Genomic DNA, 26,993 nt, shown 5'->3' on the forward strand with positions numbered 1-26,993 from the left:
GGGGAGCGGCAGGGGCGGCAAGTACAGCTGTACAGCGTACGCCTGGGGTTCGGCTCGAGGATCGCCAGGGTGGGGGATGTAGTGATCGTCACGTGTCGGGCAAAACGGAACGCCCGGATCCTCCTCAAGAGGACCCGGGCGCTCCGGAATTCGGCGCGGCTGGACCTGGACCGAGACCTAGACCGCGACCGGGGTGGACTGTTCCTTGCGCTCCTCGTCCGCCGCCCGGCTCCCGCCGCGCGCGAACAGCCTGTCCAGCGCCAGCGCGCCGGGGCCGGTGAAGACCAGCAGCAGGAAGGCCCAGCAGAACATCGCGGCTCCCTCGCCGCTGTTCTGAATCGGGAACAGGCCCTTGGGCTGGTGGACGTTGAAGTACGCGTACGCCATCGAGCCCGAGGCGATGAACGCGGCGCTGCGGGTGCCGAGGCCGAGCAGCACCAGCGCGCCGCCGACCAGTTCGATCACCGCGGCGTACCACTCGGGCCAGGTGCCGGCCGGGACGGTGGTGCCGCCGAGCAGGCCGAAGAGTGAGCGGGCGCCGTGGCAGGTGAAGAGCAGGCCTACGACGATGCGGAACAGGCTCAGCACATACGGCTGGGCGTTGTTGAGCCGGGTGGACAGCGAGGGGTGCGCCATGGGGGCTCCTTCGGTCTGGGGACGTGAACCGACGAGGGGGCCCCAGGTTAGGCAGACCTAATCAATGCTTGCAAGTTCAACTTTCGACCGGAGGCCGATTTCTGCCAGGGATTCCGTTTCGCTGCCCGTCCCGCTGTCTGTTGCCCGCTCCCGCGGCCCTCGCAGCGTGCGCAGCGCGGCGCGTGCCACCGCGTCCGCGTCCGAGAGCGTCACCGAGTCGACGCCAGGCCTGGCCCCGGCCGCGGTCACCCAGTGCACGCCCTCGGTGGGCACGCCGATCGCGAAACGCCGGGGGTGCGGGCGGCCCTGACGGTTGATCAGGCGGTACGGGCGCTGCGTTACGTCCAGCCCTCCGGTTTCGTAGCCGTCGATCGCGTGCGGGCGGCACTGGCCCGTATTCATCAGCCGGCCCAGCAGCTCGTCGCAGGTCCGTCGCAGATCCGGCTCCGGCAGCCGCGCCTCGATGAGCGTCGTCGCTGTAACGAGCGATCCGGGGACGTCGGGCGACTCGGCGGTGAAGACCCCCTCCGCCGTCCCGAAACACGTGCGCGGGCCGACCACATCCAGCACGCCCGCCTCGATCAGCGCCGCCATCTCCTCGATCCGGCGGCGCGGCGGGCCGATGGAGAGGAAGGCGTTCAGCGGGGTGTACCAGCGGTCCAGGTGGTCACGCCGGGATGTGCCGGAGAGCCCTGCGTGGTCCACGATCAGCCGCAGTTCGTTGCGGAGATCGCGCAGCACGTCGAGCGCGGCCTTCAGCGGGCCCGCGACATTGCCGAGCGCGGCCTGGGCGGCGTCCTGGCGCAGATGCGCGAGAAGCCAGCCGCGGTGCTCGGCAGGGGTGTTGAAGCTCTGGCCGTCGTACGGGCGGGAAACACGGTCCCAGGACCAGCGGTCCGCGCGCGCGACCGAGAACTCGTCCAGTACGGCGGTCTCCTGGCGGCTGCCGTGCGGGGCGTCGAGATAGCGGGAGCGGAAGCCGCGGGGCACGAGGCCGTCGGGACCCGCGAGCAGCGCCTCGTAGTGGACCGTCTCCACCTCCTTGGCGACCAGCGGCCAGATCTCGGTCAGGAACTCCGGCGGATCGCCCTCGTCCGCGCGCTTGCGGAAGACCGCGATCACGTCCGGGGTGAGAAGAAGGGGTTCGTGCCGGCCCGATGCGCCCTTGGCGTTGTCGCCGCGTGCCTGGTACGGGACGCCGCGCCGCGATCCCGCGTGCATGCGCGGCTCGCGGCCGGAGGGACGGTAGACGAGCGCGCCCCTGCCGTCGCGTACGAAGGTCCCGCCGCGGCCGGTCGTCAACAGGGCCATGTGGTCGAAGAAGTTGAGGCCGAGGCCCCGCAGCAGGACCGATTCGCCGGGAGCTACGGCGGAGAGGTCGAGGTCGGCGGGGTTGGCGGGCTCGTAGTAGCGCAGGCGGGGGTGGCGGGCGGCGTACTCGGCGAGATGTGCCTGGGCCTGGCGGGAGACCACGGGCAGATGCCCCTGGGCGAGGATCACCGCGGACAGGCCGGTGAGCGTGGTGTCGTCGTCGAGTGTGAGGGTCTGCCGCCGCGTGGCCGGACGCCGAACCCCGCCCCCGCCATCGGCGCGAGCGGTCTCGTGCACCGCGTCGACACCGGCCGCGTGCACGGCGTCGACACCGGCCGCGTCGCGCGCCGCCTCGTCCCGGTCGTCCTCAAGCCGTATCGCCCGCGCCCGGTGGACCCGGACCGTCACCGTGTCCGGGGCGGCGTCCGCCGTCCTGTGGAACGCCCACTCCAGATAGCGTCCGTAACAGGCCCGCGTCGGATAGTCGTCGGGGCCCAACTGCTCGTCCGTGTGCGCCGAAGCCCACTCGTACAGGCTCGGACCGGGTCGTATCGGACCTTCGCAGACAACGCTGTCATCCGTGAACAGAGTGACCTGCGAGGCCACCGTGTTCATCAGCAGCTCCGCCGGCTGGTCGGTGCGCCACACCCGGCCGGGGCCGGGTGGTGCGGGGTCGACCAGGTGGACCGTCAGCAGCGTTCCCGGGGTCAGCTCGGGCACCGAGGCGCAGAGCCGCTCCAGGACGGAGGTGCCGCGCGGGCCGGCCCCCACGACTGCGATGGCGCGGGCGCCGGAGGGGGGAACTACGGACCGTGCGTCGTCGCGTACGTCGGACAAAACGGGAACTCCCGGTGCATGTGGGGTGCTTGGAAGCGGAGTGTCCGGCTCATCATGCCGGGGCCGCGCCCGGAGTCGAACCCCTGGGACCGATGATCACCCTCCGCTGTGGGAAGGATCACGGTGCGCTGTCAGCTCCCGCTCCTCCGCCGTGACCAGCCGCGCACCACCGCCCGGACCCGTGCCCTGGCCGGCTCCCACCGCCCGCGCCTGATCCAGCCGCAGACCCGCCGAGCGCCCGCGCAGCGTCAGCGTCATCAGCTGATTGCCGAACCAGGGACCGCCCGTGCGCCCCCAGTAAACGGTCGGTCTGCCCGCTCTGCCGTGCCGGGCCAGGGCATGACCGAGCCGCCGTCCCGTCCGGCTCCAGCCGAAGCGGAAGCCGAGCTGTACGGAGCGGGGGATGGAGTTGTGCACGGGCGAACAGGTCAGTTGCAGCACCCGGGCACCGGGCGCCCCGCCCGGCCACTCGGGTTCGGCGACATACGCATGGTGGACGTCGCCCGACAGCACACACACCGTCGCCGGTGCGTCCGGGCCGCTGCCCGCCTCCGCGATCAGCCGCGTCAGCTTCTCGAAAGAGTCGGGGAAGGCGGCCCAGTGCTCCAGGTCGGCCCGTCTGCGCAGATCCTCGCCGAAGCGCGCCCACCGTGCGCCCCGCTCCCCCCGGCACAGCGCGGCGTTCCAGCCCTCCGCGTCATGGATCAGGGGCGGCAGCAGCCAGGGCAGCGAGGTGCCGATCAGGAGATGGTCGTACGAGCCCCGCCCGGCCAGTGCCTGTTCGTGCAGCCAGTGGGCCTCGTCGGGGTCCAGCATCGAGCGCCGCTGCTCGTCCAGGACCCGGCCCGCGCGGGTGTCCACCATCAGCAGCCGGGTCCGGCCGAAGTCGCGGCGGTAACTCCAGCGCACACAGGCCGGGTCGGCGTCCGCCTGCGCGGCGAAGCTCCTCAGCAGGTCGGTCCCGTCGGGCGCCGCCCGTACCGCCGCGTACAGCTCGTCCGACTCCAGCTCGGCGGGGGAGAGGTTGCCCAGGTGCTGATAGACCCAGTACGACATCAGGCCGCTGACGATCCGCTCCTGCCACCACGGCGTCCGGCGCATCTCGGCCAGCCAGGACTCGCTTGTGTTCCAGTCGTCAATCACGTCGTGGTCGTCGAAGATCATGCAGCTGGGGACCGTGGAGAGCAGCCAGCGCACCTCGGGGTCGGACCAGGACTCGTCGTAGAGGTGGGTGTACTCCTCGTAGTCCGCGACCTCCGCGCCCGGGGGCTCGCGCAGATCCCGGCGGGCCGCGAGCCATGCCCGGGTCGCCTTGGACGTCGCGTCCGCGTACACCTGGTCGCCCAGCAGAAGCAGCACGTCGGGGCGCTCGGCCTCGGGTTCGGCGGCGAGCTTGACAGCGAGGGTGTCCAGCGCGTCCGGGCCGACCGGGTCGTGCTCCCCGGCGGGCGCGGCCGACCAGCGGCACGAGCCGAAGGAGACGGTGACGCCGTCACAGGGCACATCGGGTGTACGGATCGTGCTCGGCGGGAAGCCGGACCCGTCGAGCGGCCAGACGCGGCGGCCGTCCAGCAGTACCTCGTACGCGGTCGTGGTGCCGGGTGTCAGTCCGGTGACCGGGACCAGGGCGTAGTGGTGCCCCGCGATCTGGAACGTGCGCGAGGTGCCCTGCGCGCCGTCCGCGCACCGGACCTCGGCCGTGCACGGCCGGTCGGCCTCGACCCAGACGGTCGCGCTCCCGCCGGTCTCCCAGTCGACAAACCGCAGTAGTGGTCCAAGGCGCAGGCCCGCCATGTGTGCCCTCCTCTGTCGCCCCGTACGGTACGGAACGACAGAGGTGGGCGGCCAGGTTCCGGCCGTGATCGTGGCCGAACCGTCAGGCGCAGGTCAGCAGCCGTTCAGGACGCCCTGCAGCGCGCTCTTCTCGGCCGAGTCCACGGACAGGTTGTAGTAGTACTTCACCTGCACCCACATCCGCGTGTACATGCAGCGGTACGAGGTGCGCGAGGGCAGCCACTCGGCCGGGTCGAGGTCGCCCTTCGCCTGGTTGACGTTGTCGGTGACCGCGATCAGCTGCGGACGGGTCAGGTCGTTGGCGAACTGCTGGCGCTTGGCGGTGGTCCAGCTGTTGGCACCGGACTTCCATGCCTCGGAGAGCGCCACGACGTGGTCGATGTCCAGGTCGGAGGCGAGGGTCCAGGTGGCGCCGTCGTACTCGGAGAACCAACTGCCGCTGACGGCAGCACAGCTGGAGTCCTGGACGACGTTCGTGCCGTCGCGCTTGAGGACGACCTCACGGGTGTTGCAGGTGCCCGACTGGGTGATCCAGTGCGGGAACTTGTCCCGGCTGTAGCCGGTGGAGGAGCCTTCCGCCTTCACCGTCAGCTGGCTGAGGTAGGTACGGGCGGTGGAGGCGCTGACCGGGGTGGGCGGGGAGGCCTGAGCCGCGGGGGCGGTGGCCAGCAGGCCGGTCACGGCGAGTGCGGAGGTTGCGGCGAGTACGGCTATTCGGCGGGCGTTACGCGCGTAGACACCAGGCATACGAACTCCTTTGATGTGGGGGGAGCTTGGCCGTTCGGGCGTGGCCATGCTGACGGCGCCAGGTTTCCTTGGGGGGTGCGCCAGGTAACAGGGTGGCGACATGGGCACGTCATATCAAGGTTTCTGACGCCCCGGCATACGCCGAGTTACGTCGTAGGGTTGCCGGGTGCTGCTGACGGTCAATGTCACCTTCGGGGTCGTACTCGCCGTGCTGCTGGCCGCGGCGGCCACGGTGGCCGCCGTCGCCCACCTGGGCCGGGCACGCGAGATCGTCGTGGCGGGCGTGCGCGCGGCGGTCCAACTCGCCGTCGTCTCCCTGGTGATCCGCTGGGTCGTCGACTCCCTGCCGCTGCTGCTCGCGTTTCTGCTGCTTATGTACGCGGTCGCCGTACGCACAGCGGGCCGGCGTATCACCAAGAACGGAACCTGGTGGTGGGCCTGGCTGCCGATCGCCGCGGGCGTCGCGCCCGTCGTCTGCGCCCTGCTCCTCACCGGTCTCGTTCCGCTCAAGGGCATCGCGCTGATCCCCGTCACCGGGATCCTCATCGGCGGCGCGCTCACCGCGACCGTCCTCGGCGGGCGGCGGGCCCTCGACGAGCTGGGGCTGCGGCACGGAGAGGTCGAGGCGGGGATGGCGCTCGGGCTGCTGGATCGCGACGCCCGGCTGGAGGTGGCGCGCCCGGCCGCGTCCGACGCGCTGCTGCCCGGGCTCGATCAGACCAGGACCGTGGGGCTCGTCACACTGCCCGGCGCCTTCGTCGGCATGCTGCTCGGCGGGGCCTCCCCGCTGCTGGCCGGGGCGGTGCAGCTGTTTGTGCTGGTCGCGCTGATGGCGGTGCAGGCGGTGGCGGTCTCGCTGGTCCTCGAGCTGGTGGCGCGGGGGCGGCTGTACCGGGATCCGGCGTGACGGGGCGTGCGCGAGGTGTGCCGGGGGCGCTTGGGTACCCTTGACGGAGCAGAAGGGGAGTAGCTCTTCGCCGGAACGTCGACATACTGCCGGGCCTCGTGCCTGGCCGGCGCCCGGAGGCGGCCTCGGTGAGGTCCGTCAGCGAGACCTTCGGCCGCAGTGCCCATGTACGTATTCATGGCGCTGCCGTGCCGAAGCGACCCCTGAAAGCTCAGGACTCTCGGCAGGGCCGCGCCCGACCGATTGAGGAATCACCCGTGATCAGCTTCACCGTCATGGCGATCACCTTCGGCGTCGTCTTTCTCGCCGAACTGCCCGACAAGACCGCGCTTGCCGGTCTGATGCTCGGCACCCGTTACCGCGCCTCGTACGTCTTCGCCGGTGTCGCCGCCGCCTTCGCCGTCCATGTCACGCTCGCCATCGCCGCGGGCAGCGTACTGACCCTGCTGCCGCACCGGCTGGTGCAGGCGGTGGTCGGGCTGCTCTTCCTCGCGGGAGCGCTGATGCTGCTCATGAAGAGGGACGACGGCGACGGGGAACACGTCAAGGCCCCGGCGGACCAGTCCTTCTGGAAGGTCTCCGGGGCGGGCTTCATGCTGATTCTGGTGGCGGAGTTCGGCGATCTGACGCAGATCATGACCGCGAATCTCGCGGCGCGCTACGACAGCCCCGTCTCGGTCGGGATCGGTGCGGTGCTGGCGCTGTGGGCGGTCGCGGGCATCGGCATCGTGGGCGGGCGGACGCTGATGAAGTACGTGCCGCTGCGGCTGATCACGAGGGTGGCGGCGGGGCTGATGCTGGGGCTGGCGGGGCTCAGCCTGGTGGAGGCGGTCGCGGGCTGAGGGGGGTCGTTCAGGTGCGGGGGTGCGGGGGTGCGGGGGTGCGGGGGTGTGGGTGCGGGGCGCGGTTGGTGCGGTGCCGGTTCGGGGCGCCTGCGGCGGGCCAAACGCCGGCGGGGCTGATATTCCGCCGGTCGGCCCGAATTCAGGAGGTGACTTGGAGGCGGATCAGGCCGTCGGGGCCCGCCGTCACCCGCAGGCCCGTCAGGTCCTCCACGTGGACGTCCGGGGAGAGCGACTTCGCGCGCGGGCCTACGCCCACCACCCGCATGCCCGCCGCGCGTGCCGCCTCGATGCCCGCCTCGGAGTCCTCGAAGGCCACGCAGTCGGCCGGGGCGAAGCCCAGTTCCGCCGCGCCCTTGAGGAAGCCCTCCGGGTCCGGCTTGCTGGCGCCGACTCGTTCGGCGGTGACGCGGGTCTGGGGCATCGGCAGGCCCGCCGCGGTCATCCGGGCCCGGGCGAGGGTCTCGTCCGCCGAGGTGACCAGGGCGTGGGGGAGCCCGGCGATCGCGGCCAGGAAGGCCGGGGCGCCCGCGACGGGGACCACGCCTTCGGTGTCCGCGGTCTCCTGGGCGAGCATCACGCGGTTCTCGGCGTAGTTCTGCTCCATCGGCCGGTCCGGCAGCAGCGCCGCCATGGTGGCGTACCCCTGGCGGCCGTGGACGACCTTCAGTGCCGCCTCCGGGTCCAGGCCGTGCTCGGTCGCCCACTGGCGCCAGCAGCGTTCCACCACCGCGTCCGAGTTGACGATGGTGCCGTCCATGTCGAGCAGGAGGGCGCGGGCGGTCAGGACGGGCGGTGCGGTTGCCGGCATCGGCGTACTCCAGAGCGCAGGAGAAGAAAACGCGGGAGAAGAAAACAAGGCGGCTCCGCCCGCCGGTCAGGGAGTACGGGCGGAACCACTTTGTTCCACCACGATACAAAGCGCGGGCTCCCGCGTCCACCCCGCCTAGTTCGTCTCCGCCTCCAGGGCCCGGCGCGTCTTGGGGCCGTAGACGCCCTTGGGGTCGCCCTTGACATGCCGGGTGTTCTGGAAGGCCCGCACCGCATCCGCCACGGACTGGTCGTACTCGCCGTCCATCGGACCCACGTACAGCAGCACCTCGGCCAGTCGCTGCTGGAGATCTACGACCGCCGCTCCGCTGTCCCCGCTGCGCAGCGTGCCCGAGACCTGCGTCTGGGGCGCCTGGGACACCGAGCCCGTGGTCTGCGCCGTGGACGACGCGGGATCCGCCGGTGAGGAGTCGCGGGAGGCCGCCGAGGTCGTGGACGGATCCGCGGACGCCGTACCGGACGCCGATGCCGACGCGTCGGCCGAAGCGGAACCGGTCGGCCCGGATGTGGGTGCATCCGGCAGGCGACTGACGGTCGGCGCGACCGTCCCCCTGTCCGGCAGAGCCTTCTCCTTGTCGTCGTCCCCGGAGAACAGGCCGCCGGCGAACGCCGCGGTCCCGGCCACCGTCACCGCCGCCGCGGCCACAACGAGCCCCTTGTACGAGCGCTTGCGCCGACGGTGGCGCACGGGGGTGAGGTTGGCCGGCGTGAGGTCCACCGCGTCGAGCGTGACCGGGTGGAGAGCGTCCGGCCCGTCGTGCGGCGCGGCATCCACCACGCGGGGCAGTGGCACCGTCCCCCCGTCCGGCGCCACCCCGCTTTCGGCCACGTTCTGCAACGTCACATAAGGCCGTACGCGCAGCGGATCGAAGTCCTCTGCCGTCGCGGCATCCGCCTCCCGCTCAGCCCGCACCGCGTCCGCGGCCCGCTCCGCACAGGCGCAGCCGGGCCCGGCTCTGCCCTGGGCATCTCGCGGCGTACCGCATTCAGGACACTGGTGTCCGGTCATCGCTGGTCCTCCCCTTGCACTGCGAGCGATTATGCAGCGGCTCCTCGGGACACCCAACAGCGCCCGCCCTCCCGGCCGCACACTCGGCAGGCCATAACCGGCCACAACCACCAGGATGGGGAGGAGAGTGGTCAAGAGACCGGCGAGGGGTGAAAGCGGCATGGCTCAGGGAATGAGCACCGAGGCCGTGAGCCCGGCCCCCGGCGAGGGGCAGAACCGGCAGACCGTCATGGTCGCCATCGGTGCACTGCTCCTGGGCATGCTGCTCGCCGCCCTCGACCAGACGATCGTCTCCACCGCGCTGCCCACCATCGCCAGCGAACTCGGCGGCCTGAACCATCTGTCGTGGGTGGTCACCGCGTACCTGCTGGCCTCGACCGCCGCCACCCCCCTGTGGGGCAAGCTCGGTGACCAGTACGGCCGCAAGAAGCTCTTCCAGGCCGCGATCGTCATCTTCCTCATCGGCTCCGCGCTGTGCGGCGTCGCCCAGAACATGGCGCAGCTCATCGGCTTCCGCGCGCTGCAGGGCCTGGGCGGCGGCGGCCTCATCGTGCTGTCCATGGCGATCGTCGGCGACATCGTCTCCCCGCGCGAACGCGGAAAGTACCAGGGCCTGTTCGGTGCGGTATTCGGCGCGACCAGCGTGCTCGGCCCGCTGCTGGGCGGCCTGTTCACCGAACATCTCAGCTGGCGCTGGGTCTTCTACATCAACCTCCCGATCGGCGTCGTGGCGCTCCTCGTCATCGCCGCCGTACTGCACCCCCCGGTCCGGCCGACCCGGCACACCATCGACTACCTCGGCACCTTCCTGATCGCCTCCGTCGCCACCTGTCTGGTCCTCGTCGCCTCCCTCGGCGGCACCACCTGGGCCTGGGGCTCGGCGCAGATCATCTCCCTCGTCGCTCTCAGCGCCGTACTGCTGGTCGCCTTCGTGTACGTCGAGCAGCGCGCCACCGAACCGGTGCTGCCGCTCAAACTGTTCCGGATCCGCACCTTCACGCTCGTCGCGGTCATCAGCTTCATCGTCGGGTTCGCGATGTTCGGAGCGATGACCTATCTGCCGACGTTCCTCCAGGTCGTGCAGGGCGTCTCGCCCACCCTGTCCGGTGTCCACATGCTGCCGATGGTGCTCGGCATGCTGATCGCCTCCACCGCGTCCGGGCAGATCGTCAGCCGCACCGGACGCTGGAAGATCTTCCCCATCGCGGGCACCGGCATCACCGCCGTCGGCCTGTTCCTGCTCCACCAGCTCGACGTGTCCAGCTCCACCTGGGAGATGAGCACGTACTTCTTCGTCTTCGGCGCCGGGCTCGGTCTGGTCATGCAGGTACTCGTACTCGTCGTCCAGAATTCCGTCGGATACGAGGACCTGGGTGTCGCCACCTCCGGCGCGACCTTCTTCCGTTCCATCGGGGCCTCGTTCGGCGTCTCCATCTTCGGCACGATCTTCACCAGCCGCCTGGGGGACAAACTCTCCGGCGCGCTCGCCGGACAGTCCGTGCCCTCCGGCACCGGCCCCGGGCAGCTGGCCGCCGACCCGCGCGCCATCGCGGAACTGCCGCCCGCGCTGCGGCCGTCGGTGCTCCAGGCGTACGCCTCGTCCATCACGGACGTCTTCCTGTACGCGGTACCCGTGGTGGTCCTCGCCTTCCTCGTCTCCTGGTTCCTCAAGGAGGACAAGCTGCGCGGCTCGGTCACCGCGCCCGACCCCAGCGAAACCCTTGCCTCCAACCCGGTCGAGCGCTCCTCCCACGAGGAGGTGGCGCGGGCGCTGTCGGTGCTGGGCTCGCGCGAGGGGAGGCAGCGGATCTACGAGAAGATCACGGCGAAGGCGGGGTACGACATGCTGCCCGCGGCCAGTTGGCTGCTGCTGCGCATCCGGCGGCACGGCATGGTGCAGCCCGCGCTGCTGGCGGACACCACGCCGGTGCCGCTGCGGACCATCACCGAGGCCGCCCGCCAGGTGGAGGTACGGGGCCTCGCCCGCCGCGAGGGGCTGCAGTTGCTGCTCACCGACCGGGGCGACGAGGTCGCCGTCCGGCTGGCGCAGGCGCGGGAGGAGTCGCTCGCGGAGCTGCTGGGGGACTGGTGGGGGCCGGAGCGGCCGACGGATCTGGTGCAGCTGGTGAGGGAGCTGACGGCGGAGCTGTGCGGCTCGGACGCGGAGCGGCCGTACAGCCGCCCGCCGCCGGGTGACCACCACGCGCCGTGACCGCCCCTACGGGTGCGCCTGCGGCGGGCCCACGCGGCGGAGCCGCAAATCGATACAGCCCCGCCCCGCCCTCCCCCTACGGCCTGGCGGCCGTGGGAGGTACCCCCATCCCGAACTGGGGGCAAGCCCCCAGCCCCCACCGGGGCTCCGCCCCGAAGCCCGTGCGGGGCGCTGCCCCCGGACGCCCGCGCCTCAAACTCCCCCAGACTTCGTCCCGGGGGGGGACCCCCACGGGGCTGAATGTTCAGCCCGTCCGGCGTTTGAGGACATGCGGCCGAAGGTCGCATACTGGGAGGTTGGGGGTCCCCCCGGACGGAGTCTGGGGGAGGGCGGGGTGGGGAGCAAGCCCCGCGCAGCGGTACCCGCACCCGCACCCGCGCTCGCACCCCGCCTACAGCTCCTTGCCGTACCAGATCTCCATGTACGGCCCCGAGCAATACGCCGGGATCTCCCCATACCCGTGCCGCACATACAGCCCCCGCGCCTCGACCAGGTCCAGTCGCGTGTTCAGCACCATCCGCCTCGTGCCCAGGACCCGCGCCTGCGTCTCCAGCAGTTCCATGAGCAGACCGGCGCCCCCCGTGCCCCGAAAGGCGGGTCGTAGGAACACACGCGTGAGTTCCGCCCGCTCGGCGTCCAGCATCAGGATGCCGCCGCAGGACGCCGCCTTGCCGTCGTGGCGGCCGACGACGAACTGGCCCGTGGGCGGCACAAGTTGCTCCACGCCGTCCCCGGCCATCCCCTGGTCGATCTCCTCGTCGGTCGCGGGGCGCTGCCAGTAGCGGCTCGCGACCTCGTCGTAGTACTCGCGCCGCAGCGCACTCGCGTCGGGGGAGTCGAAGGCCTCGGGGGCCAGGGTCCAGCTCGTCATGACGATCTCTGTACCCGAGCGGCGCAGCCGTTGGCCAACGAATAACGGTCAGGCGAAGCTGTCAGGCGAACCGGTCGGGGGAGAGGAAGTCCAGCGCCACCCTCGTCGGCCGGTTCTGGACGAGATCCGCCAGGGCCTCGCCGATGCCTGTCGCGTGCTGGAAGCCGTGCGTGTTGTCGCCGCCCGCGACGATCACGCGCGGGTCACCCCCGGGGCGGCCGATCACGAACTGCCCGTCCGGGGTGCGGGTCGCCATACAGACCGCGACTCGTGCGGGCACCGGCTCGAGGCCCGGGATCTTGGCGGGCAGCATGGCCGCCAGGTCCGACCAGTCCTCGGACGCCACCGAACGGTCGCTGTCGTCGGGGTCGATCGGCTTGGCCGACACACTGCGGTCCTCCAGGCTCAGCTGGATGTCATGACCGCCTTCCATCCCGCTGCCCCGCAGCACCCGGACGTCGTCCAGCTCCCGCATGAAGACGGGGAAGCTGTCCAGGGTGAAGCTGTCGTCCGGCTCCAGCTGACGGAACCAGGTGATCGGCATGCGTACCGTCTCCAGCGGCAGCCCCGGTACGAGGGACGCGAGCCAGGAGCCGGCCGTCACGACGACCTGCCGCACCCGCACGGTCCGCTGCGCCGTGTGCAGGACAACTCCGCCCGGCACCGGCTCGATCGAGGTGATCCGGGTGTCGGTGTACACGCGGGCGCCCGCGTGCCGGGCGAGTGCGACGGCGGAGCGTACGGTCCTCTCCGGCCGTACGATCCCGGCGGTCGGTTCCCAGACACCTATGTGATGGTCCGGCACGGCGGTGTGGCGCGGGTACTGGAAGCGCAGGGCGCGGGCCGTGAAGGTGCGCACGTCGATGCCGTGTTCGCGGGCCGAGCTGAGCGTGCCGCCGGCGATGCGGCCGTTCTCGGGGCCGATCATGAGCCCGCCGGTGGGGACGAAAAGCTGCTCCTGTGCCGCGTCTTCGAGCTCCGACCACAGCTCACGGGACCGCTGTGCGAGCGGGACGAGCTGAGGGTGCTCCGGACAGGCGAGCCGGAACATCCGGGCCCCGCCGTGGGAGGAACCGAGTGAATGACCCGGTGTGAAGCGCTCGAAGCCCAGGACGTCGACGCCCCGGGCAGCCAGTTTCCACAGGGCCGAGGCGCCCCAGGCCCCGAGTCCCACGACCGCAGCTTCAGCGTCCCACCGAGTCATGTCATTCACTCCCGCATGTCGTCAGGTGCTCAGGGTCCACACCACCACGCGCCCCCGCGCGTATGCCTGAGTACCGGCTACTCACCTTGTGGCCGCCCCTGGCCGCCCGGCCGTTGCCCCTCCGGGGGACCGGCGGGGGCCGGGTCGGGGCGCCGCGGAGTCGGGACGCGGAAGAGGTTTGAGTACCTGAGTACTCATGAAGCCGGGTCCCGGCGCGTGGTCAGCTCATGGCGCCGCGCGGTGCAGCGCGCGACGACCGGTGGAGGTTTGGATGCAATTCCGTGTACTGGGGACTCCCGAGATCTACGACGAGGTCAGACAACGGAGCGTCCAGCTGACCAGTCCCAAGCAGCGGGTGCTGCTCGGGGCGCTGCTGGTCCGGATGGGATCTCCGGTGCCCACGGAAGCGCTGATCAACGAGCTCTGGGGACGCAACGCACCGGACAAGGCCATCAACGCGCTGCAGGCGCACGTGTCCCGGCTGCGGCAGCAGCTGATCGAGGTGGAGCCCTCCCGGGCCAATACGCCGCGCCTGGTCGCGCGGGGTTCCGGTTATCTGCTGCAGGCGCGGCCCGACGAACTCGACAGTGTGCAGTTCCGGCTCCTGGTGGCCCGCGCCCAGCGGCAGTTGGAGTCCGATCCGCATTCCGCGTGCGTCCTGTTGCGCAAGGCCCTGAAGCTGTGGCGCGGACCCGCCCTGGCCGGCGGCTCGCACGGACCGCTGAGTGCGGGTGTCGCCGCGCGGCTGGAGGAGGAGCGGCTGCTCGCTCTGGAGGACCTGTGCGACGCCTCGCTCCGGATGGGCCAGCATCGCCAAGTGATCGCCCAGCTGGAGGAGTTGGTCGCCGATCACCCTCTGCGGGAGCGTTTCCGCGACCAGTTGGCCCTCTCGCTCCAGCGCAGCGGCCGGCCGGGCGAGGCGCGCACGGTGCGCGACACCGTACGGCGACGTCGCGCCGCCGAGGTCGGTACGGGCGCGGCGCCGGTGCTGACCGTGCCCGTACGCCAGATCCACGAGGCCGGGAGCCGGTGGCAGGCGCAGGCCGCGGTCGAGCACACGGTGGCGGAGGAGTACGGCGACGGCGACACCCCGCACCGCGAGGGTGCGAGCAATCTCGAACTGCTGCGGCTGCGACGGCGGGTCGACCAGCTGACCTCCGAACAGCACACACTCCGCTCGGAACTCGACCGCCTCATGGCACTGGTGGAAGAGCGCGTCCCTGCCCGGCGCAGGGATTCCGCGTGAACTCCCGGTGCCGGATCGGGGCCGTTTGTCAGTCTGTCAATTGCGTGTCAGATATGGGCATTTGAATGCCCAGGTGAGTGTCGCGTCAAACTACAATGCGAATCGCTGATGAGCGGGAATTTGATTTCTGAGAGGAGATTTCCGTGGCCGTGCTGCACACGACTCACAAGAGTGCCGGGACACCGGACCAGGTGTGGAAGGTGCTTCTGGACTGCGAGGCGTTCCCTTCGTACATGGAGGGCGTCAATGAGGTGACCGTCACCGGCGAGGAGGACGGCCGTCGGACCAGTAGTTGGGTGGTCGAACTCAAGGGTTCCGAGATGGAGTGGGACCAGGAGGACGTCATCGACGCCGAGCGGCGGCGTCTGGAGTTCCGCCAGACCGACGGGGATCTCGCCCACTACGAGGGCTATTGGCAGGTCGTCGAGGACGGCGACGGTGTTGTCGGCCTCGAACTGAACGTGGAATTCGACATCGGTCTGCCGATGGTTGCCGAAATGATTCATCCCGCGGTGGCCAAGGCGCTGGAAGGCTACCAGGCCGGAATTGTCGGCCAGAGCCTCTAGGACCAGAGCCACTAGGAGGAGAAGCAATGAGTGACCTTCGCTCGGGTGACGCCAAGGAAACCTTCCGGCGCGTGAAGCGCCATTTCTCTCCGGCGCTTTCCGTGGCCGGTAAGTTCTCCGGGCAGGGTGCCGTCGAGTCCTCGGCGGACGGCTGCCGGGTGACCCTCTCGGACGGCCGGTCCGTCCTCGACTTCGGCTCGTACGCCGTCGCACTCCTCGGCCATCGCAACGCGGCGGTCATCGACGCCGTACGCAGCCAGCTGGACGTGATGCCGGCGTCGACCAGGACGGTCCAGAGCCCCGTGTCGCCGATGGCCGCGGAGAGCCTGTCGGAGTACTTCGGAGGAGTCCTCAACCGGGTCTTCTTCGGATGCGGCGGGGCGGACGCCGTCGAGGTGTCCCTCAAGCTGGCCCGTATGGCCACCGGCCGGATGACCGTCATCGCGGTCGACGGAGCCTTCCACGGAAAGACCCTCGGCGCCCTCGCGCTGACCCACAACGAGCGCTTCAGGGCGGGCCTGGAGCCGCTGCTCCAGGGCGTCGTCCATGTCGACCCGGACGACCCCGAGGCGGTCGCGCGGGTCATCCGCGAACAGGACGTCGCTGCCGTCATCTTCGAGCCCGTACAGGCCGAGAACGGTGTGCAGGTGCTGGACGAGACCGTCCTGGCGCAGTGGTGCCGCGACGCCCACGAGCACGGTGCCTTTGTGATCTCCGACGAGATCCAGGTCGGCCTGCGGCGGTGCGGCGCCAAGTCCGTGGCGCTGGAGGCAGGGCTGCCGGTGGATGCCGTACTGCTGGGCAAGCCCCTGGGCGGCGGCGTCGTCCCGGTCTCGGCCGCGGTGGGCAACGACCGGCTCTTCCAGCCCCTGCTGACCGATCCGATGAAGCACACCGCCACCTTCAGCGGCCATCCGCTGGGCACCGCGGTGATTCCCGTGGCCCTGGCCACCATCGAGCAGCACGCCGAGGACGGCGCCCGCGTCGCCGCGGCGATGGCGGAAGGACTCGCGCGGATCCAGGAGGAGCACAGCGACATCGTCGTCGCCGTGCGAGGCCGTGGACTGCTGTGGGGCATCGACTTCCGCTCGCCGGAGCTGTCCGGCGACGTACTTGCGGGACTCGCCCAGAGCGGTCTGGTCGTCTCACCCTGCATCAGCCGTCCGACGACCGTGCGGCTGCTCCCGCCGATCGTCGCGACCGACGAGGACGTGAACGAGGCGCTGTCACTGCTCGCCGGCGCGATCGCAAAGGCCGCCGCCGGCGCCTGACTGCCGCGGCACCGAACCGGACGAATGTCCCGGGGAAGGAACGAAGATAACTGATGACTTCGCTCACGCATTCAGAAGTCACCGAGGAGTTCGCCGACGATGTCGTTCTGCACGAGGACATCACCGGTTTCACGGCTCCGGATCCGCACACCGTATCCGAAGTGTTCCTCACCGGCGCGACCGGTTTTCTCGGGGCATTTCTGCTGAAGGAACTGCTGGCGCGTGGCCTTGTCGTGCACTGCCTGGTGCGAGCCGCGGACGCCGACGCGGGACTCGGCCGGCTGAAGGCCAACCTGGACACGTACGAAATCGACGAGGTCGATCTGGACCGGGTCAGGGTCGTTCCCGGGGATGTGACGAAGCCCCGGTTCGGTATGGATGAGCCCTCCTATGCCGAACTGGCCGGGCGGATAGGCGCCATTTACCATTCCGCGGCCAAGGTCAACTTCCTTACGCTGTACAAGTGGTTGCGCAAGTCGACGGTCGACGGAACACACGAGATCCTGCGATTCGCGTGCGCGGCGAAGGCCGCCCTGCACCACGTGTCGACCACGGGCGTCTTCGAGCCGAAGGCCGCCCTCGGGCCGAGGCGCGAGGCGGATCCCACGGGACCGCCGGAGAAGCTGTCGCTCGGCTACACCAAGAGCAAGTGGGTTGCCGAGCAGCTCGTGCGCGAGGCCGGGCGCAGGGGTGTGCCCACCACCATCCACCGCCCCGGGCAGGTGTGGGGTGACACGCGCAGCGGAGCGTGCCAGCCGAACGACTTCGTCTGGCGGTTCATCAAGGGATCCATACAGGCCGGCCTGTATCCGCGGAAGTTCCGGCTCGACATGAACATGGTGCCGGTCGACTACGTCAGCGCCGCCATCGTCGCCATCTCCCGGGACCCGGCGTCCATCGGCAGGGCGTTCCACGAGGTGAGTCCCGGGTCGCTGGACTCCGACGAGATTCTGGGCCTCATCCGCAGCTCCGGTTACGAGCTGAAGGAAGTCAGCATCATCAAGTGGATGAAGGGCATTTCGGCCGACGTCCACAACTCCATGTACCCGCTGATGGCCATGATCGTGGACCTGGAGAAGGTCGAGGTCGCGGAGTTCGCCGACGGCGACACCAGGGAGTTCCTGAGTGGCTCCGGGGTCGAATGCCCCAGCATCGACGAGAAGGTGTTCGCCGCCTACGTGGCGTACTTCGTCCGTCATGACGTGCTGCCGGACCCGTGCCTGTGAACCGCTGACGAAACAACGGTGTCCCGCGAGGAACCTCGCGGGACACCTTCATGTCGGCGGATCACCGTGCCGGCGACCTCAGGAGAGCTCAGGAGGCGGGCCGGTCGACGAACCGGAGGCTGGACTGGCGGGGCGTGCGCCGGTCGGTGTCCTTCTTCTCCGGAGCCGGAGATCCGGGCTCCGCCGAGCGGATCAGCTGCATCGATGCCGTCCGGCTCGTGCCGTCGGACTGCGTGGTCGACTGGTCCAGCCCCTGCTTGAGGTTGTTACGCGCGGTGATGCCCAACTTGTGGTAAATGCGGTGCAGATGGTTCTCCACGGTGCGTACGGAGACCACCAGCTGGTTGGCGATGTCACGGTTCGACAGACCCGTCGCCGCGAGCGCGGCGACCTCGCGCTCCCGCGGGGTCAGCGGTGCGATGTCGCTCTCGCCGCGGCTCTCGCTCACCATCCACGGCGGCAGGGCGCCACCGCGGGCGCGGAGCATGTCCTGGCAGGCCGCCCAGGCCTCACGGCCCTTGCGGCGCTGGCCCGATGCCCGGTACGCGCGGGCCGCCTGCGCGGCGGCCTCGGCGGCGAGCGGAAGCGCTCCCATGTCGCGGAACTGCTTGGAGACCTTGGTGAGCGCATTGCCGTCGGCCTCGGCGAGCGCCTGGATGTGATCGGCCATCACCCGCACCAGGCCCCCGGTGCTCTGCGAGGCGAGCTCGCGGGCCTGGTTGCGGAAGCGGCACGCGGCGCTCTCCTTGATCCGGGCCGCCAGATGCAGCGCGATCACCGCCGTGACTGTGCGTCCTGAGGCCGCCGCGCCCTCGGCCAGCTCGACGGCCTGGGCGACGGCTCCCGTGAGGTCTCCGGTGTGGGCGAGCACCAGTGCGCGGTCGTGCGCGATCTCGTCCTCGGCGATCGGGTGCGAGACCGCCTCGCGCTGGACGAGGCGGGCCTCGACGAGGGTGCGCAGGGCCTCCGAGTGCATGCCCGACTCGGCGAGCGCGCCCGCCAGTTGGGCCAGCGGCCAGGCCCGCGTCGCCGGCCATTCGTGGCCCGTCTCGAAGGCGATCGCCTGCCGCAGCAGTACGACGGCCCGCTCGGGCTGGCCCAGCAGCCGCAGCAGCCTGGACCTGGCGATGATGCTCTGTACCAGAACGGGCCAGCGGTCGGTGGAGTCGTAGCGGCGCGGGGCGTCCAGGGTGTCGGCCGCCTCCTGCAGATTGCCCGCGAGGTAGGAGCAGCGTGCGGCGACGGCGTCGACGAGCACCAGCGCGTCGGTGTCCCAGTCGTACGAGACGTCCCGGTAGCTGTTCAGCAGCTGCAGGGCGCCCGCGGGGTCCCCGAGTTCGGTCCGTGCGAATGCCACGACGGGCACCAGCGCCTGGGCGACGGGAAGCCCCGCGGTCTCGGCGTTGAGCACGGTGTCACCGATGGCGACGGCGTCCTGGAGCCGGTTGGACATCACGGCGATCATGGCGCGGCTGCCGTGCAGCACCCCGGCCTGCTCGGAGCCTACGGCCTTGATGGCGTGGGCCAGTACGGCCCCGGCGTCAGGCACCCGCCGCAGCCTCCAGGCCAGGTTGATGACCCGGGTGTGCACCGCGGCGATGTATTCGGCGTGCGGCACCTCGACGCCGCATTCGAGCGCCGTGGCCAGGACCGCCTCGGCCTCCTGGTGGGATCCCTTGCCGATCAGGACCTGGCCGAGGAGCAGAGCGGCGCGGATGCAGTCCGAGGGCTCGGAGCTCCGGGCCGCGCGGGTCACCACGCGGCACAGGTCCGTTCCGTACTCCACGGAGTCCGGCACCGGGCGATAGGGCGCCGAGTCGGCCTCCGAGGGGGTGTCGCGCAGCGCGAGCAGGCACAGGCGTTCCGCGAGTGCGAAGTCCCGGCGTTGGATCGCGGTGCGGGTCGCGGCGAGGAGCTGGTCCCGCTCGGGGACGATGCCCGCCTCCATCCGCAGGGAGACGATGCGCAGGACGTCCTCGACCCGGCGTGCGCCCGTACGTTCCAGGGCGTCGGCGACCTGTCGGCGCAGCCGCTGCGCGGTGAGGTCTGACATCCGGGACGCGACCACGACGCGGCTCAGCGGTACGGCGAGCCGCAGGTCCACGCGGGCCCCGGTGCGCTCGACGGTCACGATGCCGCGCAGGTCGAGTGACTCCGCCGCGTGGGCGAGGCCCGACGCGGCGGCGATGTCGACTTCCAGCGGCTCGGCGACGGCGAGCATGTTCACGAGTTCGTTCTCGTCGTGACTGAGGTCCCGCAGTCCGAGTCGTATGACGTCGGACAGCCGCTTGCCCGGGCGTTCGGTCAGGCCCTGCCAGACCCAGGTCCCGTTCAGGCAGCGCAGCGACTCGTCCTCGAGGGAGTGCTCGATGAGTTCGCGCAGCATCAGCGCGTTTCCGTGGGTGGCTGCCCACAGACGCTCCAGCGTGGAGGTGTCGGTGTGGCCGCCGAGACGGGCGCGCAGGACGTCGCCCAGCGCGGCCCTGTCGAACGGAGCCACTTCGACGTGGTCGATGAGCCTGTCGACCCAGAGTTTGTCGATGCCGGCCGGGGTGATCGCGTCCTTGCGGCTGGTGGCGAGCACGCTGAGGCGGCCCGCTGCGACGAGCCGGTGGAGGCGGTGGCCGGATGCGGCGTCGACCAGATGGGCGTCGTCGATACCGACGACCGGACGCTCGGCCGCGGCGCCGTCCAGGGTGGACGGTTCGACGGACTCCAGGCATTCGGCGAGCGATCCGAACCCCTTGGCCCGCGTGCCGCTGTTCCAGCTCGCCCCGCCGACGGACAGGACCGTCCGGCCTTCGTCGGCCGCGCGCTCCAGTGCGGTGGACAGCAGCAGACTTTTGCCCACACCGGAGCCGCCGACCAGAATCGCTCCGCTGCCTCGCCCCAGGGCGCTTTCGACGGCGTCGAGTTCGGTATCTCGTGCAGTTATTGGCCAGTGGAAAACAACATCTGTTGACATATGTTCTCAAGCCCCCGCAGGAAGAATGTCAGCACCCTTTGATGAATGTCCTGGAACCCTCAGATGTCTTGGTGTGGTGGCTGATTAAGGAGCCCGTAACCAGGGAGAAACGTGCTTCTTCAACTGCTCTGCTCCCCAGACGGCCGAAAATCAGCGCTGCTTTTTCGTCACTCGAACCTGGTGGGTCATCAGGACGATTACAAGTATAGACCGGCATGTTGCAAGCGGGACTTGAATGATTATGGCGGGGGCGGCAGACGTTGAATTGCCTGGTGGTTCCGGCATTCAGGTCCTGCGCGGCAGGGGAGCGGCAAGATGGACCGGCAATTCTGACATCCTGCAAGACGCCGTTCCGGTTGAGGGGACTTCAGGCCACGCATTCTGCTAGAGGGTTCCGTTTGCCGTGCTGAGGGGGGAGGTGCCTCCTTCGTGCCCGCGTCCGGATACCACTTGTCCCCGGTCGGGGACCGGGGACAAGTGACCGTGCAGGGTGGCTGAATTGAATATCCGTCAGGAGTACTGACGGGTAAGCCGCCAGCGCTGAGCACGGCTCCGCTCCGCCCAGAAGTCGGCGTACCGGCCATCCGCGGCGATCAGTTGCTCGTGCCTGCCGCGCTCGGCGATCCTTCCGTCGTCGAGCAGCAGGATCTGGTCGGCGGCGGCCACGGTCTGCAGCCTGTGCGCGATGACCAGGAGCGTCCGGCGGGCGGTGAGATGGCTCAGTGCCTCCTGGACCGCCTGCTGGTTCTCCGGGTCGAGCGAGGCGGTCGCCTCGTCGAGCAGCACGATCGGAGCGTCCTTGAGGATCGCGCGGGCGATCGACACCCGCTGGCGCTCACCGCCCGACAGCAGGGCGCCGCCCTCACCGACCTTGGTGTCCCAGCCGTCGGGCAGCCGCTGCACGATCTCCTCCACCCGGGCCAGCCGGGCGACCTCGCGAATCTCGCTCTCGGTGGCCGAGGGGCGGCCCACCCGGATGTTCTCCATGATGGTGCCCTCGAAGAGGTAGACATCCTGGAACACCACGGAGATGCGGGACATCAGCACCTCGGGGTCGATGTCGCGCACGTCGACGCCGCCGACCCGCACCACACCGGAGTCCACGTCCCAGAACCGCGGAATCAGCTTGCTGACCGTGGTCTTGCCGGAACCGGAGGGGCCGACCAGCGCGGTCATCGTGCCCTCCTCCATGACCAGCGACACCCCGGAGAGCACCGGAGTCCCGTCGTAGCTGAAGGACACGTTCTCGAACTCGATCGCGTTGCCGAGCGGGACCCGCGGGTCGTCCTGCTGCGGGAGCTGGGGCTGCTCGAGGAGATCGGAAACCCGGTCGAGCGCGGAGCGTGCCGTACGAAGGGTCGAGCCCAGCACCGCGGTCTCGGCGATCGGCTCGGTGAACCGGGCCGACAGGACCAGGATCGCCAGCAGCTTGGCCACGTCCAGGCCCCCGTCGAGGGCCAGATACGTGCCGGTCACCAGGATGACGGTGAACGCCGCCTGGACAACGAGGGCGAAGCTGATCAGACCGGGCACGCCGGTGACGAGGACCTTGCGGGACGCCTCGTACTGGGTGTGCAGCGCGTCGTCGAGCCCGCGCGTTCCGGCGCCCTTGCCGCCCCGGCCGAAGACCCGCAGAACGGGCTGGAGCTGGGCGAACTCGACGACCCGGCCGCCGGTCACGGCGTGTGCGGCGGTCCGTGCCTCGTCGGCCTTCTGGTTGAGACCGGCGCTCCACCGGTAGACCACGACGATCACCGGCACGGTGAGCGTGGCCGCCAGCGCGAGGCGCCAGTCGAAGGCGTACATCACCAGCACGACGGTGGCCGGGGTGAGGAAGCTGGTCACCAGGGGCCGCAGCAGATGCGCCGGCACGCCCATGATGTCCATGACGCTCTTCGTGGCGAGCTGGCCGAGCTGCCCGACCCGCTCCGGTGCGAACCAGCCCAGCGGCAGCGAGGCCACCTGGTCACCGATCCGGTGGTGCAGGGTCCTGGAGAGCGTCGCGCCCGCCTGGAAACCGGTGCGCAGGCTGTCGTAATAGACCGCGCAGTACAGGAAGGACACGCCGAGCAGCGACCAGATCCACGGCCAGACCGAGTCGGGATCGGAGCCGAACAACGCCTCCAGAATCGGGACCAGCAGGGCGAAGGCGATGCCCTGGAGCACCGCGCCCACCGCCAGGGCGACGAGCATCCTGCGTACGGGAGCTCCCTGCTCGGGGCCCACCACATTGAGCAGTTGGCGGATCATCAGCTGTTCCCTCCCACCGGAGCGGCGCTCACGGTCGTGATCAACGTGGGCTGGTGGGGTTGCCACTGAGCCGTCTTCTCATGGGCGTGCCACATCCGCGCGAACCTGCCGCCCCGGGCGACCAGTTCGGAGTGTGTGCCCCGCTCGACGATCTTTCCGTCGTCGAGCACCGCGATCACGTCCGCGTCGACCACCGTCGACAGCCGGTGGGCGATCAGCAGCACGATCTTGCCGCGGGTCAGCTCGGAGAGCGCGTCCTGCACCTTGGCCTCGGACTGCGGGTCGGCGAAGGCCGCCGCCTCGTCGAGGACGATGATCGGGGTGTCGGCCAGCAGCGCCCGGGCGATCGAGACGCGCTGCGCCTGGCCGCCGGACAGCCGTGCGTCCTCGCCGATCACCGAGTCGTAGCCGCGCGGCAGCGCCTCGATCACATCGTGGACGCAGGCGGCGCGGGCGGCGGCCTGCACCTCGGACAGATCGGCGTCGGGCCGTGCCATCCGGATGTTCTCGGCGACCGTGTCCTGGGTCAGTTTGACGTCCTGGAAGACGAAGGCGACCCGGCTGTACAGATCCTCCAGGGCCAGTTCCCTGATGTCGACGCCGCCGATGGTGATCGAGCCGCCGGTCACGTCGCCGAACCGGGGAAGCAGAGTGGCCAGTGTGCTCTTGCCCGAACCCGAGGGGCCGACCAGAGCGGTGACCGTGCCCGGGACGAGCTCCAGATCGACACCTGCCACGGCTTCCTTCTTGCCGTCGTAGGAGAAGTGCACGTCCTTGTAGCTGACGTGGTTCCCGGACGGGGTGCGGGGCGCGTCGGAGACCGGGAGCTCCTCGGTGGCGAGGATCTCGCTGACGCGCTCGGCCGCGCCCTTGGCGAACCGCAGTTCGTAGCTCGCGTAGAACAGGGCGAGCACCGGCGCGGTGAGGCCGATCCCGAGCAGGGCGAACGGCAGCAGATCCACGGCGGCGATCCAGCCGTTCGTCACGAACAGCGCGCCGCCGGTCAGCACCGCCACCAGGACGGCGATCGGGGACAGCACGATCTCGGCTGCGGCCTTGGAGTTGAGCGTGGAGCGCACCCAGTTGAGGAAGAACGAGGAGAAGTCGTCCGCCGCCGCACCGAACTGCTGGTGCGCCCGGCGGGTCTGCCCGAAGGTCTTGACGACCGCGATGCCCTGGACGAATTCGACGGCGCTGCCGTTGATCCGCTCCATCGCCTTGTCGTACTCGGGAAGGTGGCTCGCCATCCCGGCCATCGTGATGCTGTACAGACCGAGCCCGATGACCAGCGGGGCGATCGTCACCAGGGTCATCTGCCAGTCGACCCAGAACAGATACGCCAGCGAGGTGACCGGCACGACCGTCGCGGCCGTCATGTCGAGCACCGAGTGGGCGATCATGTGGTGCATCGCGTCCACGTCGTCCTGCACGGCCTTCTTCACCGAGCCGGAGTTACGGGCGGAGAACCAGCCCAGCGGGACGCGGCCGAGCCGGTCCACGAGGCTTCGCCGGATGTGCAGCTGCAGTTCGTTGTCCGCGAAGTGGGAGATGGCGCCCGATGCCAGCAGAAAGATCAGCCGCACCAGGAGGGCGCCGGCGCCGATCGCGGTGATGGTCCAGGCATCGCTGTTGCGGTCGGGCTCGTTGTCGAGCAGTACCCGGCCGAGTTCGGCGATGGCGATGAAGGGGACGACGCCGGCGACCGCCGAAACGGCCTGGGCGGCGACGGCCAGTCGTAGCCGTCCCTTGATCGGGCGAAGGATCTCGCCAAGTGCGGCCTTTTCCGCGGCCATCCGGTCCTCCAGAGGCTCAGTTAGACGTTAGACGGTGTCTAATAGATGGAATGACTGTACCCGACGCGCGACTTGGTGCGTCAAGCGTTGAGGGGTGTTACGTAGTGCCGGACATCACCGATGACCGGCGAGAACGGCCGATGGCCGAGCCCGGGCCGAAGTGCCGTGAGGAGCACGGCACTTCGACCCGGGAGCGAGACCGGCCGGTCAGCTCGGGACGGGAACACGCTCGGTGGACTCCGGGGCCTCGACCCCGTCGCCCTCCTTGATGCCGTACTTGGAGTACAGCTTCTGCAGGGGGCCCGGAGCCCACCAACTGGCGCGGCCCATCAGCTTCATGACGGTCGGCACCAGCAGGATGCGCACCACGAACACATCCAGCAGGATCGCGATGACCATGCCCACACCGAACAGCGTCATGGTCAGCACACCGCTCGTCGCCATGGCCGCGAGCGGCACGCACATCAGCAGCGCGGCACTGACGATCAGCTTGCCGATGCTCTGCAGTCCCGTGGCCACCGCGGCGGTGGGCTCGCCCAGCAGGTCGTACTGCTCCCGGATCCTGGACACCAGGAACACCTCGTAGTCCATGGAGAGTCCGAAGATCAGCGCGAACAGCATGATCGGCATATTGGGCTCGATGTTGCCCGTGGGATCGAAGCCGATCACATCGGAGAGGTGCCCGTCCTGGAAGATCCACACCAGGATTCCGAAGGTCGCCGAGAGCGACAGCAGGTTCATCGCGATCGCCTTGAGCGGCAGCAGCACCGAACCGAAGGCGAGGAACAGCAGGATGTACGTCGCGACGGCGATGTAGAGCAGCATCATCGGCAGCGTGTCGGCGAGCGCGTCCAGGGTGTCGTCGAACACCGCGGTCTCACCGCCGAAGTACGCCTTGGCGCCCGGCGGCGGTGCCACCTCGCGCAGATCGTTCACCAGGTCCCGGGCCGGGCTGGAGACGGCGACCCCGTCGAACTTCACCGAGACCCGCGCGGTCGTGCCCTCGGCTCCGGTGATCTGCGCGCCCTTCGCGCCGGGCACCTTGCCGAGCTTGTCGGCGTACGCCTGGAGCGCGGCGCCCTGCTCCTTGGACGTGGCCTCGCCCGCCAGGGTCAGCAGCGAGTCGATGGACTTCACGCCGTCGCCGTCGAAGTCCTTCTCCAGCATGTTGTGAACCTGGCGGCCCTCCGCGCTGTTGGGCAGCTGCCGGGCGTCGTTGGCGCCGAAGTCGATCCGCAGGAACGGCGACGCGAGGGCGATGAGCACGCCCAGCGTGACCACGGTGATGGCCACCGGACGCCGCATCAGAACGTGGGCCAGCCTGTACCAGGCGCCTTCGCCCTCGGCCTCGGTCCGAGCCGCCGGTGCCTGTGCCGCACGCTTCTTGCGGCGCAGCGACAGGGCGTTGACCTTCGGGCCCATGACCGCCAGAGCCGCCGGCAGCGCGATGATCGAGAAGAAGACGGACAGAACGACCGCCGCCACGCCGCCGTACGCCATGGACTTCAGGAAGGCGAAGGGGAAGAAGGTCATTCCGAACAGCGCCACCGCGACGGTGATTCCGGAGACCACCACCGTGCGTCCGGCGGTGGCGACGGTGCGCGAGATTGCGTCGGCTCCGGTGCGCCCGCGGTCCAGTTCCTCCCGGTAGCGGCTCACGATCAGCAGGCCGTAGTCGATGGCGACCGCGAGACCGAGGACGGTGACAAGGCTCATCGCGAACACCGAGACATCGGTGAACTGTGCGATGACCCGCAGGACCGCCATCGAGCCCAGGATGGACAGGCCGCCGACGAGGAGCGGAAGGCTGGCCGCGGCGAGTCCGCCGAACACGATCACCAGGAGCAGGAAGAGCACGGGGAAGGAGAAGCCCTCGGCCGCTCCGAGGTCCTCGCCGATCTCCTCACCGGCCTGATGGCCCGTCGGGACCGGGCCGCCGCGCAGGGTCTTGAAGCCCTGCAGATCCAGCTTGTCCTTGACCGCCTTGTAGGACTCTTCCTTGATGTTGTCGTCGCTGCCGTGCAGGTTCATCGCGACATAGGTCGCGTGCCGGTCCCGGCTCACCTGCTCCGGCATCTTGGTCATCCAGAAGTGGGCCGACCCGGTGACCACCGAGCGCGGCAGCGAGTTCACCTTGTCGGTGACCGCCTTCTGGAACGCCGGATCGTCCACGGTCAGGTCGTCGTTGCGGTAGACCACGACCGCGTCGGGTGCCCGCTGAGGAAATGCCTTCTCGGCGAGGAGGGCCGCGTGGCGGCTCTCCGACTTCGGGTCTTCGAAGCCGCCCGGTTTCATGTCGCCGAAGACGCCGACGCCATAGACCCCGGACAGTACGGCGAACAACAGCGTGAAGATCAGCAGAGGCTTGCGCCCCCGGTGAATGAACCGCCCCAACCCCTCGAACATCACGTCTCTCCCTAGATCGTCAGCGAGCGCAGGTTGCCTTGCCTGACCTCGACGGTACGGCAACAGTAA

Annotated in this window: 19 protein-coding genes; 7 read left to right on the forward strand and 12 right to left on the reverse strand. The window is 69.9% G+C overall.

Annotation, left to right across the window (positions count from 1 at the left end; genetic code table 11):
* Positions 1–177: 177 nt before the first annotated feature.
* The 4 genes from OOK40_RS05060 to OOK40_RS05075 all read right to left on the reverse strand — a co-directional run bounded on the left by OOK40_RS05060 (position 178) and on the right by OOK40_RS05075 (position 5,325).
* Entirely contained in the window at positions 178–636 is a 459-nt protein-coding gene (locus tag OOK40_RS05060; RefSeq protein ID WP_266476835.1) for a DoxX family protein, read from the reverse strand.
* Positions 637–693: 57 nt separating this feature from the next.
* Positions 694–2,784: an FAD/NAD(P)-binding domain-containing protein gene (locus OOK40_RS05065; RefSeq protein WP_266476837.1), complete on the reverse strand. Its 2,091-nt coding sequence runs from the start codon at positions 2,782–2,784 to the stop codon at positions 694–696.
* Positions 2,785–2,880: 96 nt separating this feature from the next.
* Positions 2,881–4,578, reverse strand: a complete 1,698-nt coding sequence (locus OOK40_RS05070; RefSeq protein ID WP_266476839.1) for an alkaline phosphatase D family protein — start codon at positions 4,576–4,578, stop codon at positions 2,881–2,883.
* A 93-nt stretch (positions 4,579–4,671) separates the two neighbouring features.
* Complete coding sequence (locus OOK40_RS05075; protein ID WP_266476841.1) at positions 4,672–5,325, reverse strand: HNH endonuclease family protein; 654 nt, start codon at positions 5,323–5,325, stop codon at positions 4,672–4,674.
* Positions 5,326–5,491: 166 nt separating this feature from the next.
* Here OOK40_RS05075 and OOK40_RS05080 point away from each other — a divergent pair, with 166 nt between their 5' ends.
* Positions 5,492–6,232 (forward strand): ABC transporter permease, encoded by a 741-nt coding sequence (locus OOK40_RS05080; RefSeq protein ID WP_266476848.1) that lies wholly within the window; start codon positions 5,492–5,494, stop codon positions 6,230–6,232.
* Positions 6,233–6,489: 257 nt separating this feature from the next.
* Positions 6,490–7,074 (forward strand): TMEM165/GDT1 family protein, encoded by a 585-nt coding sequence (locus tag OOK40_RS05085; protein WP_266476849.1) that lies wholly within the window; start codon positions 6,490–6,492, stop codon positions 7,072–7,074.
* Between the two features lie 142 nt (positions 7,075–7,216).
* On the opposite strand, the gene OOK40_RS05090 is transcribed toward OOK40_RS05085, so the two are convergent.
* The gene (locus OOK40_RS05090) at positions 7,217–7,885 is read right to left on the reverse strand and encodes an HAD-IA family hydrolase (protein WP_266476850.1); all 669 of its coding nucleotides are present in this window, start codon (positions 7,883–7,885) and stop codon (positions 7,217–7,219) included.
* 135 nt (positions 7,886–8,020) lie between these two features.
* Positions 8,021–8,914, reverse strand: a complete 894-nt coding sequence (locus OOK40_RS05095) for a peptidoglycan-binding protein (protein ID WP_266476851.1) — start codon at positions 8,912–8,914, stop codon at positions 8,021–8,023.
* 160 nt (positions 8,915–9,074) lie between these two features.
* Between OOK40_RS05095 and OOK40_RS05100 the strand changes: the two genes are divergently transcribed.
* Positions 9,075–11,126, forward strand: coding sequence for an MFS transporter (locus tag OOK40_RS05100; RefSeq protein ID WP_266476853.1), 2,052 nt, complete (start codon positions 9,075–9,077; stop codon positions 11,124–11,126).
* A gap of 391 nt (positions 11,127–11,517) precedes the next feature.
* On the opposite strand, the gene OOK40_RS05105 is transcribed toward OOK40_RS05100, so the two are convergent.
* The gene (locus tag OOK40_RS05105) at positions 11,518–11,997 is read right to left on the reverse strand and encodes a GNAT family N-acetyltransferase (RefSeq protein ID WP_266476854.1); all 480 of its coding nucleotides are present in this window, start codon (positions 11,995–11,997) and stop codon (positions 11,518–11,520) included.
* Positions 11,998–12,058: 61 nt separating this feature from the next.
* Positions 12,059–13,201: an N-methyl-L-tryptophan oxidase gene (gene solA, locus OOK40_RS05110; protein ID WP_266476855.1), complete on the reverse strand. Its 1,143-nt coding sequence runs from the start codon at positions 13,199–13,201 to the stop codon at positions 12,059–12,061.
* Positions 13,202–13,472: 271 nt separating this feature from the next.
* Between solA and OOK40_RS05115 the strand changes: the two genes are divergently transcribed.
* The 4 genes from OOK40_RS05115 to OOK40_RS05130 all read left to right on the forward strand — a co-directional run bounded on the left by OOK40_RS05115 (position 13,473) and on the right by OOK40_RS05130 (position 17,510).
* Entirely contained in the window at positions 13,473–14,447 is a 975-nt protein-coding gene (locus OOK40_RS05115; RefSeq protein WP_266476856.1) for a BTAD domain-containing putative transcriptional regulator, read from the forward strand.
* A 143-nt stretch (positions 14,448–14,590) separates the two neighbouring features.
* Entirely contained in the window at positions 14,591–15,013 is a 423-nt protein-coding gene (locus OOK40_RS05120; protein WP_266476857.1) for a type II toxin-antitoxin system RatA family toxin, read from the forward strand.
* Between the two features lie 26 nt (positions 15,014–15,039).
* A complete protein-coding gene (locus OOK40_RS05125; protein ID WP_266476858.1) occupies positions 15,040–16,284 on the forward strand; it encodes an aspartate aminotransferase family protein in 1,245 nt (414 codons plus the stop codon).
* A 53-nt stretch (positions 16,285–16,337) separates the two neighbouring features.
* Positions 16,338–17,510 (forward strand): thioester reductase domain-containing protein, encoded by a 1,173-nt coding sequence (locus OOK40_RS05130; RefSeq protein WP_266476859.1) that lies wholly within the window; start codon positions 16,338–16,340, stop codon positions 17,508–17,510.
* Between the two features lie 88 nt (positions 17,511–17,598).
* Here the strand turns inward: OOK40_RS05130 and OOK40_RS05135 are convergent, their stop codons facing one another.
* The 4 genes from OOK40_RS05135 to OOK40_RS05150 form a co-directional block, all read right to left on the reverse strand.
* Complete coding sequence (locus OOK40_RS05135) at positions 17,599–20,361, reverse strand: LuxR family transcriptional regulator (RefSeq protein ID WP_266476860.1); 2,763 nt, start codon at positions 20,359–20,361, stop codon at positions 17,599–17,601.
* Between the two features lie 624 nt (positions 20,362–20,985).
* Entirely contained in the window at positions 20,986–22,725 is a 1,740-nt protein-coding gene (locus OOK40_RS05140) for an ABC transporter ATP-binding protein (RefSeq protein WP_266476861.1), read from the reverse strand.
* Complete coding sequence (locus OOK40_RS05145) at positions 22,725–24,518, reverse strand: ABC transporter ATP-binding protein (protein ID WP_266476862.1); 1,794 nt, start codon at positions 24,516–24,518, stop codon at positions 22,725–22,727. The genes OOK40_RS05140 and OOK40_RS05145 overlap by 1 nt, the downstream gene beginning before the upstream one ends.
* A gap of 207 nt (positions 24,519–24,725) precedes the next feature.
* Positions 24,726–26,924 (reverse strand): MMPL family transporter, encoded by a 2,199-nt coding sequence (locus OOK40_RS05150; protein WP_266476863.1) that lies wholly within the window; start codon positions 26,922–26,924, stop codon positions 24,726–24,728.
* Positions 26,925–26,993: the final 69 nt, after the last annotated feature.

The organism is Streptomyces sp. NBC_01481 (assembly GCF_026339995.1).
Taxonomy (GTDB): Bacteria; Actinomycetota; Actinomycetes; order Streptomycetales; family Streptomycetaceae; genus Streptomyces.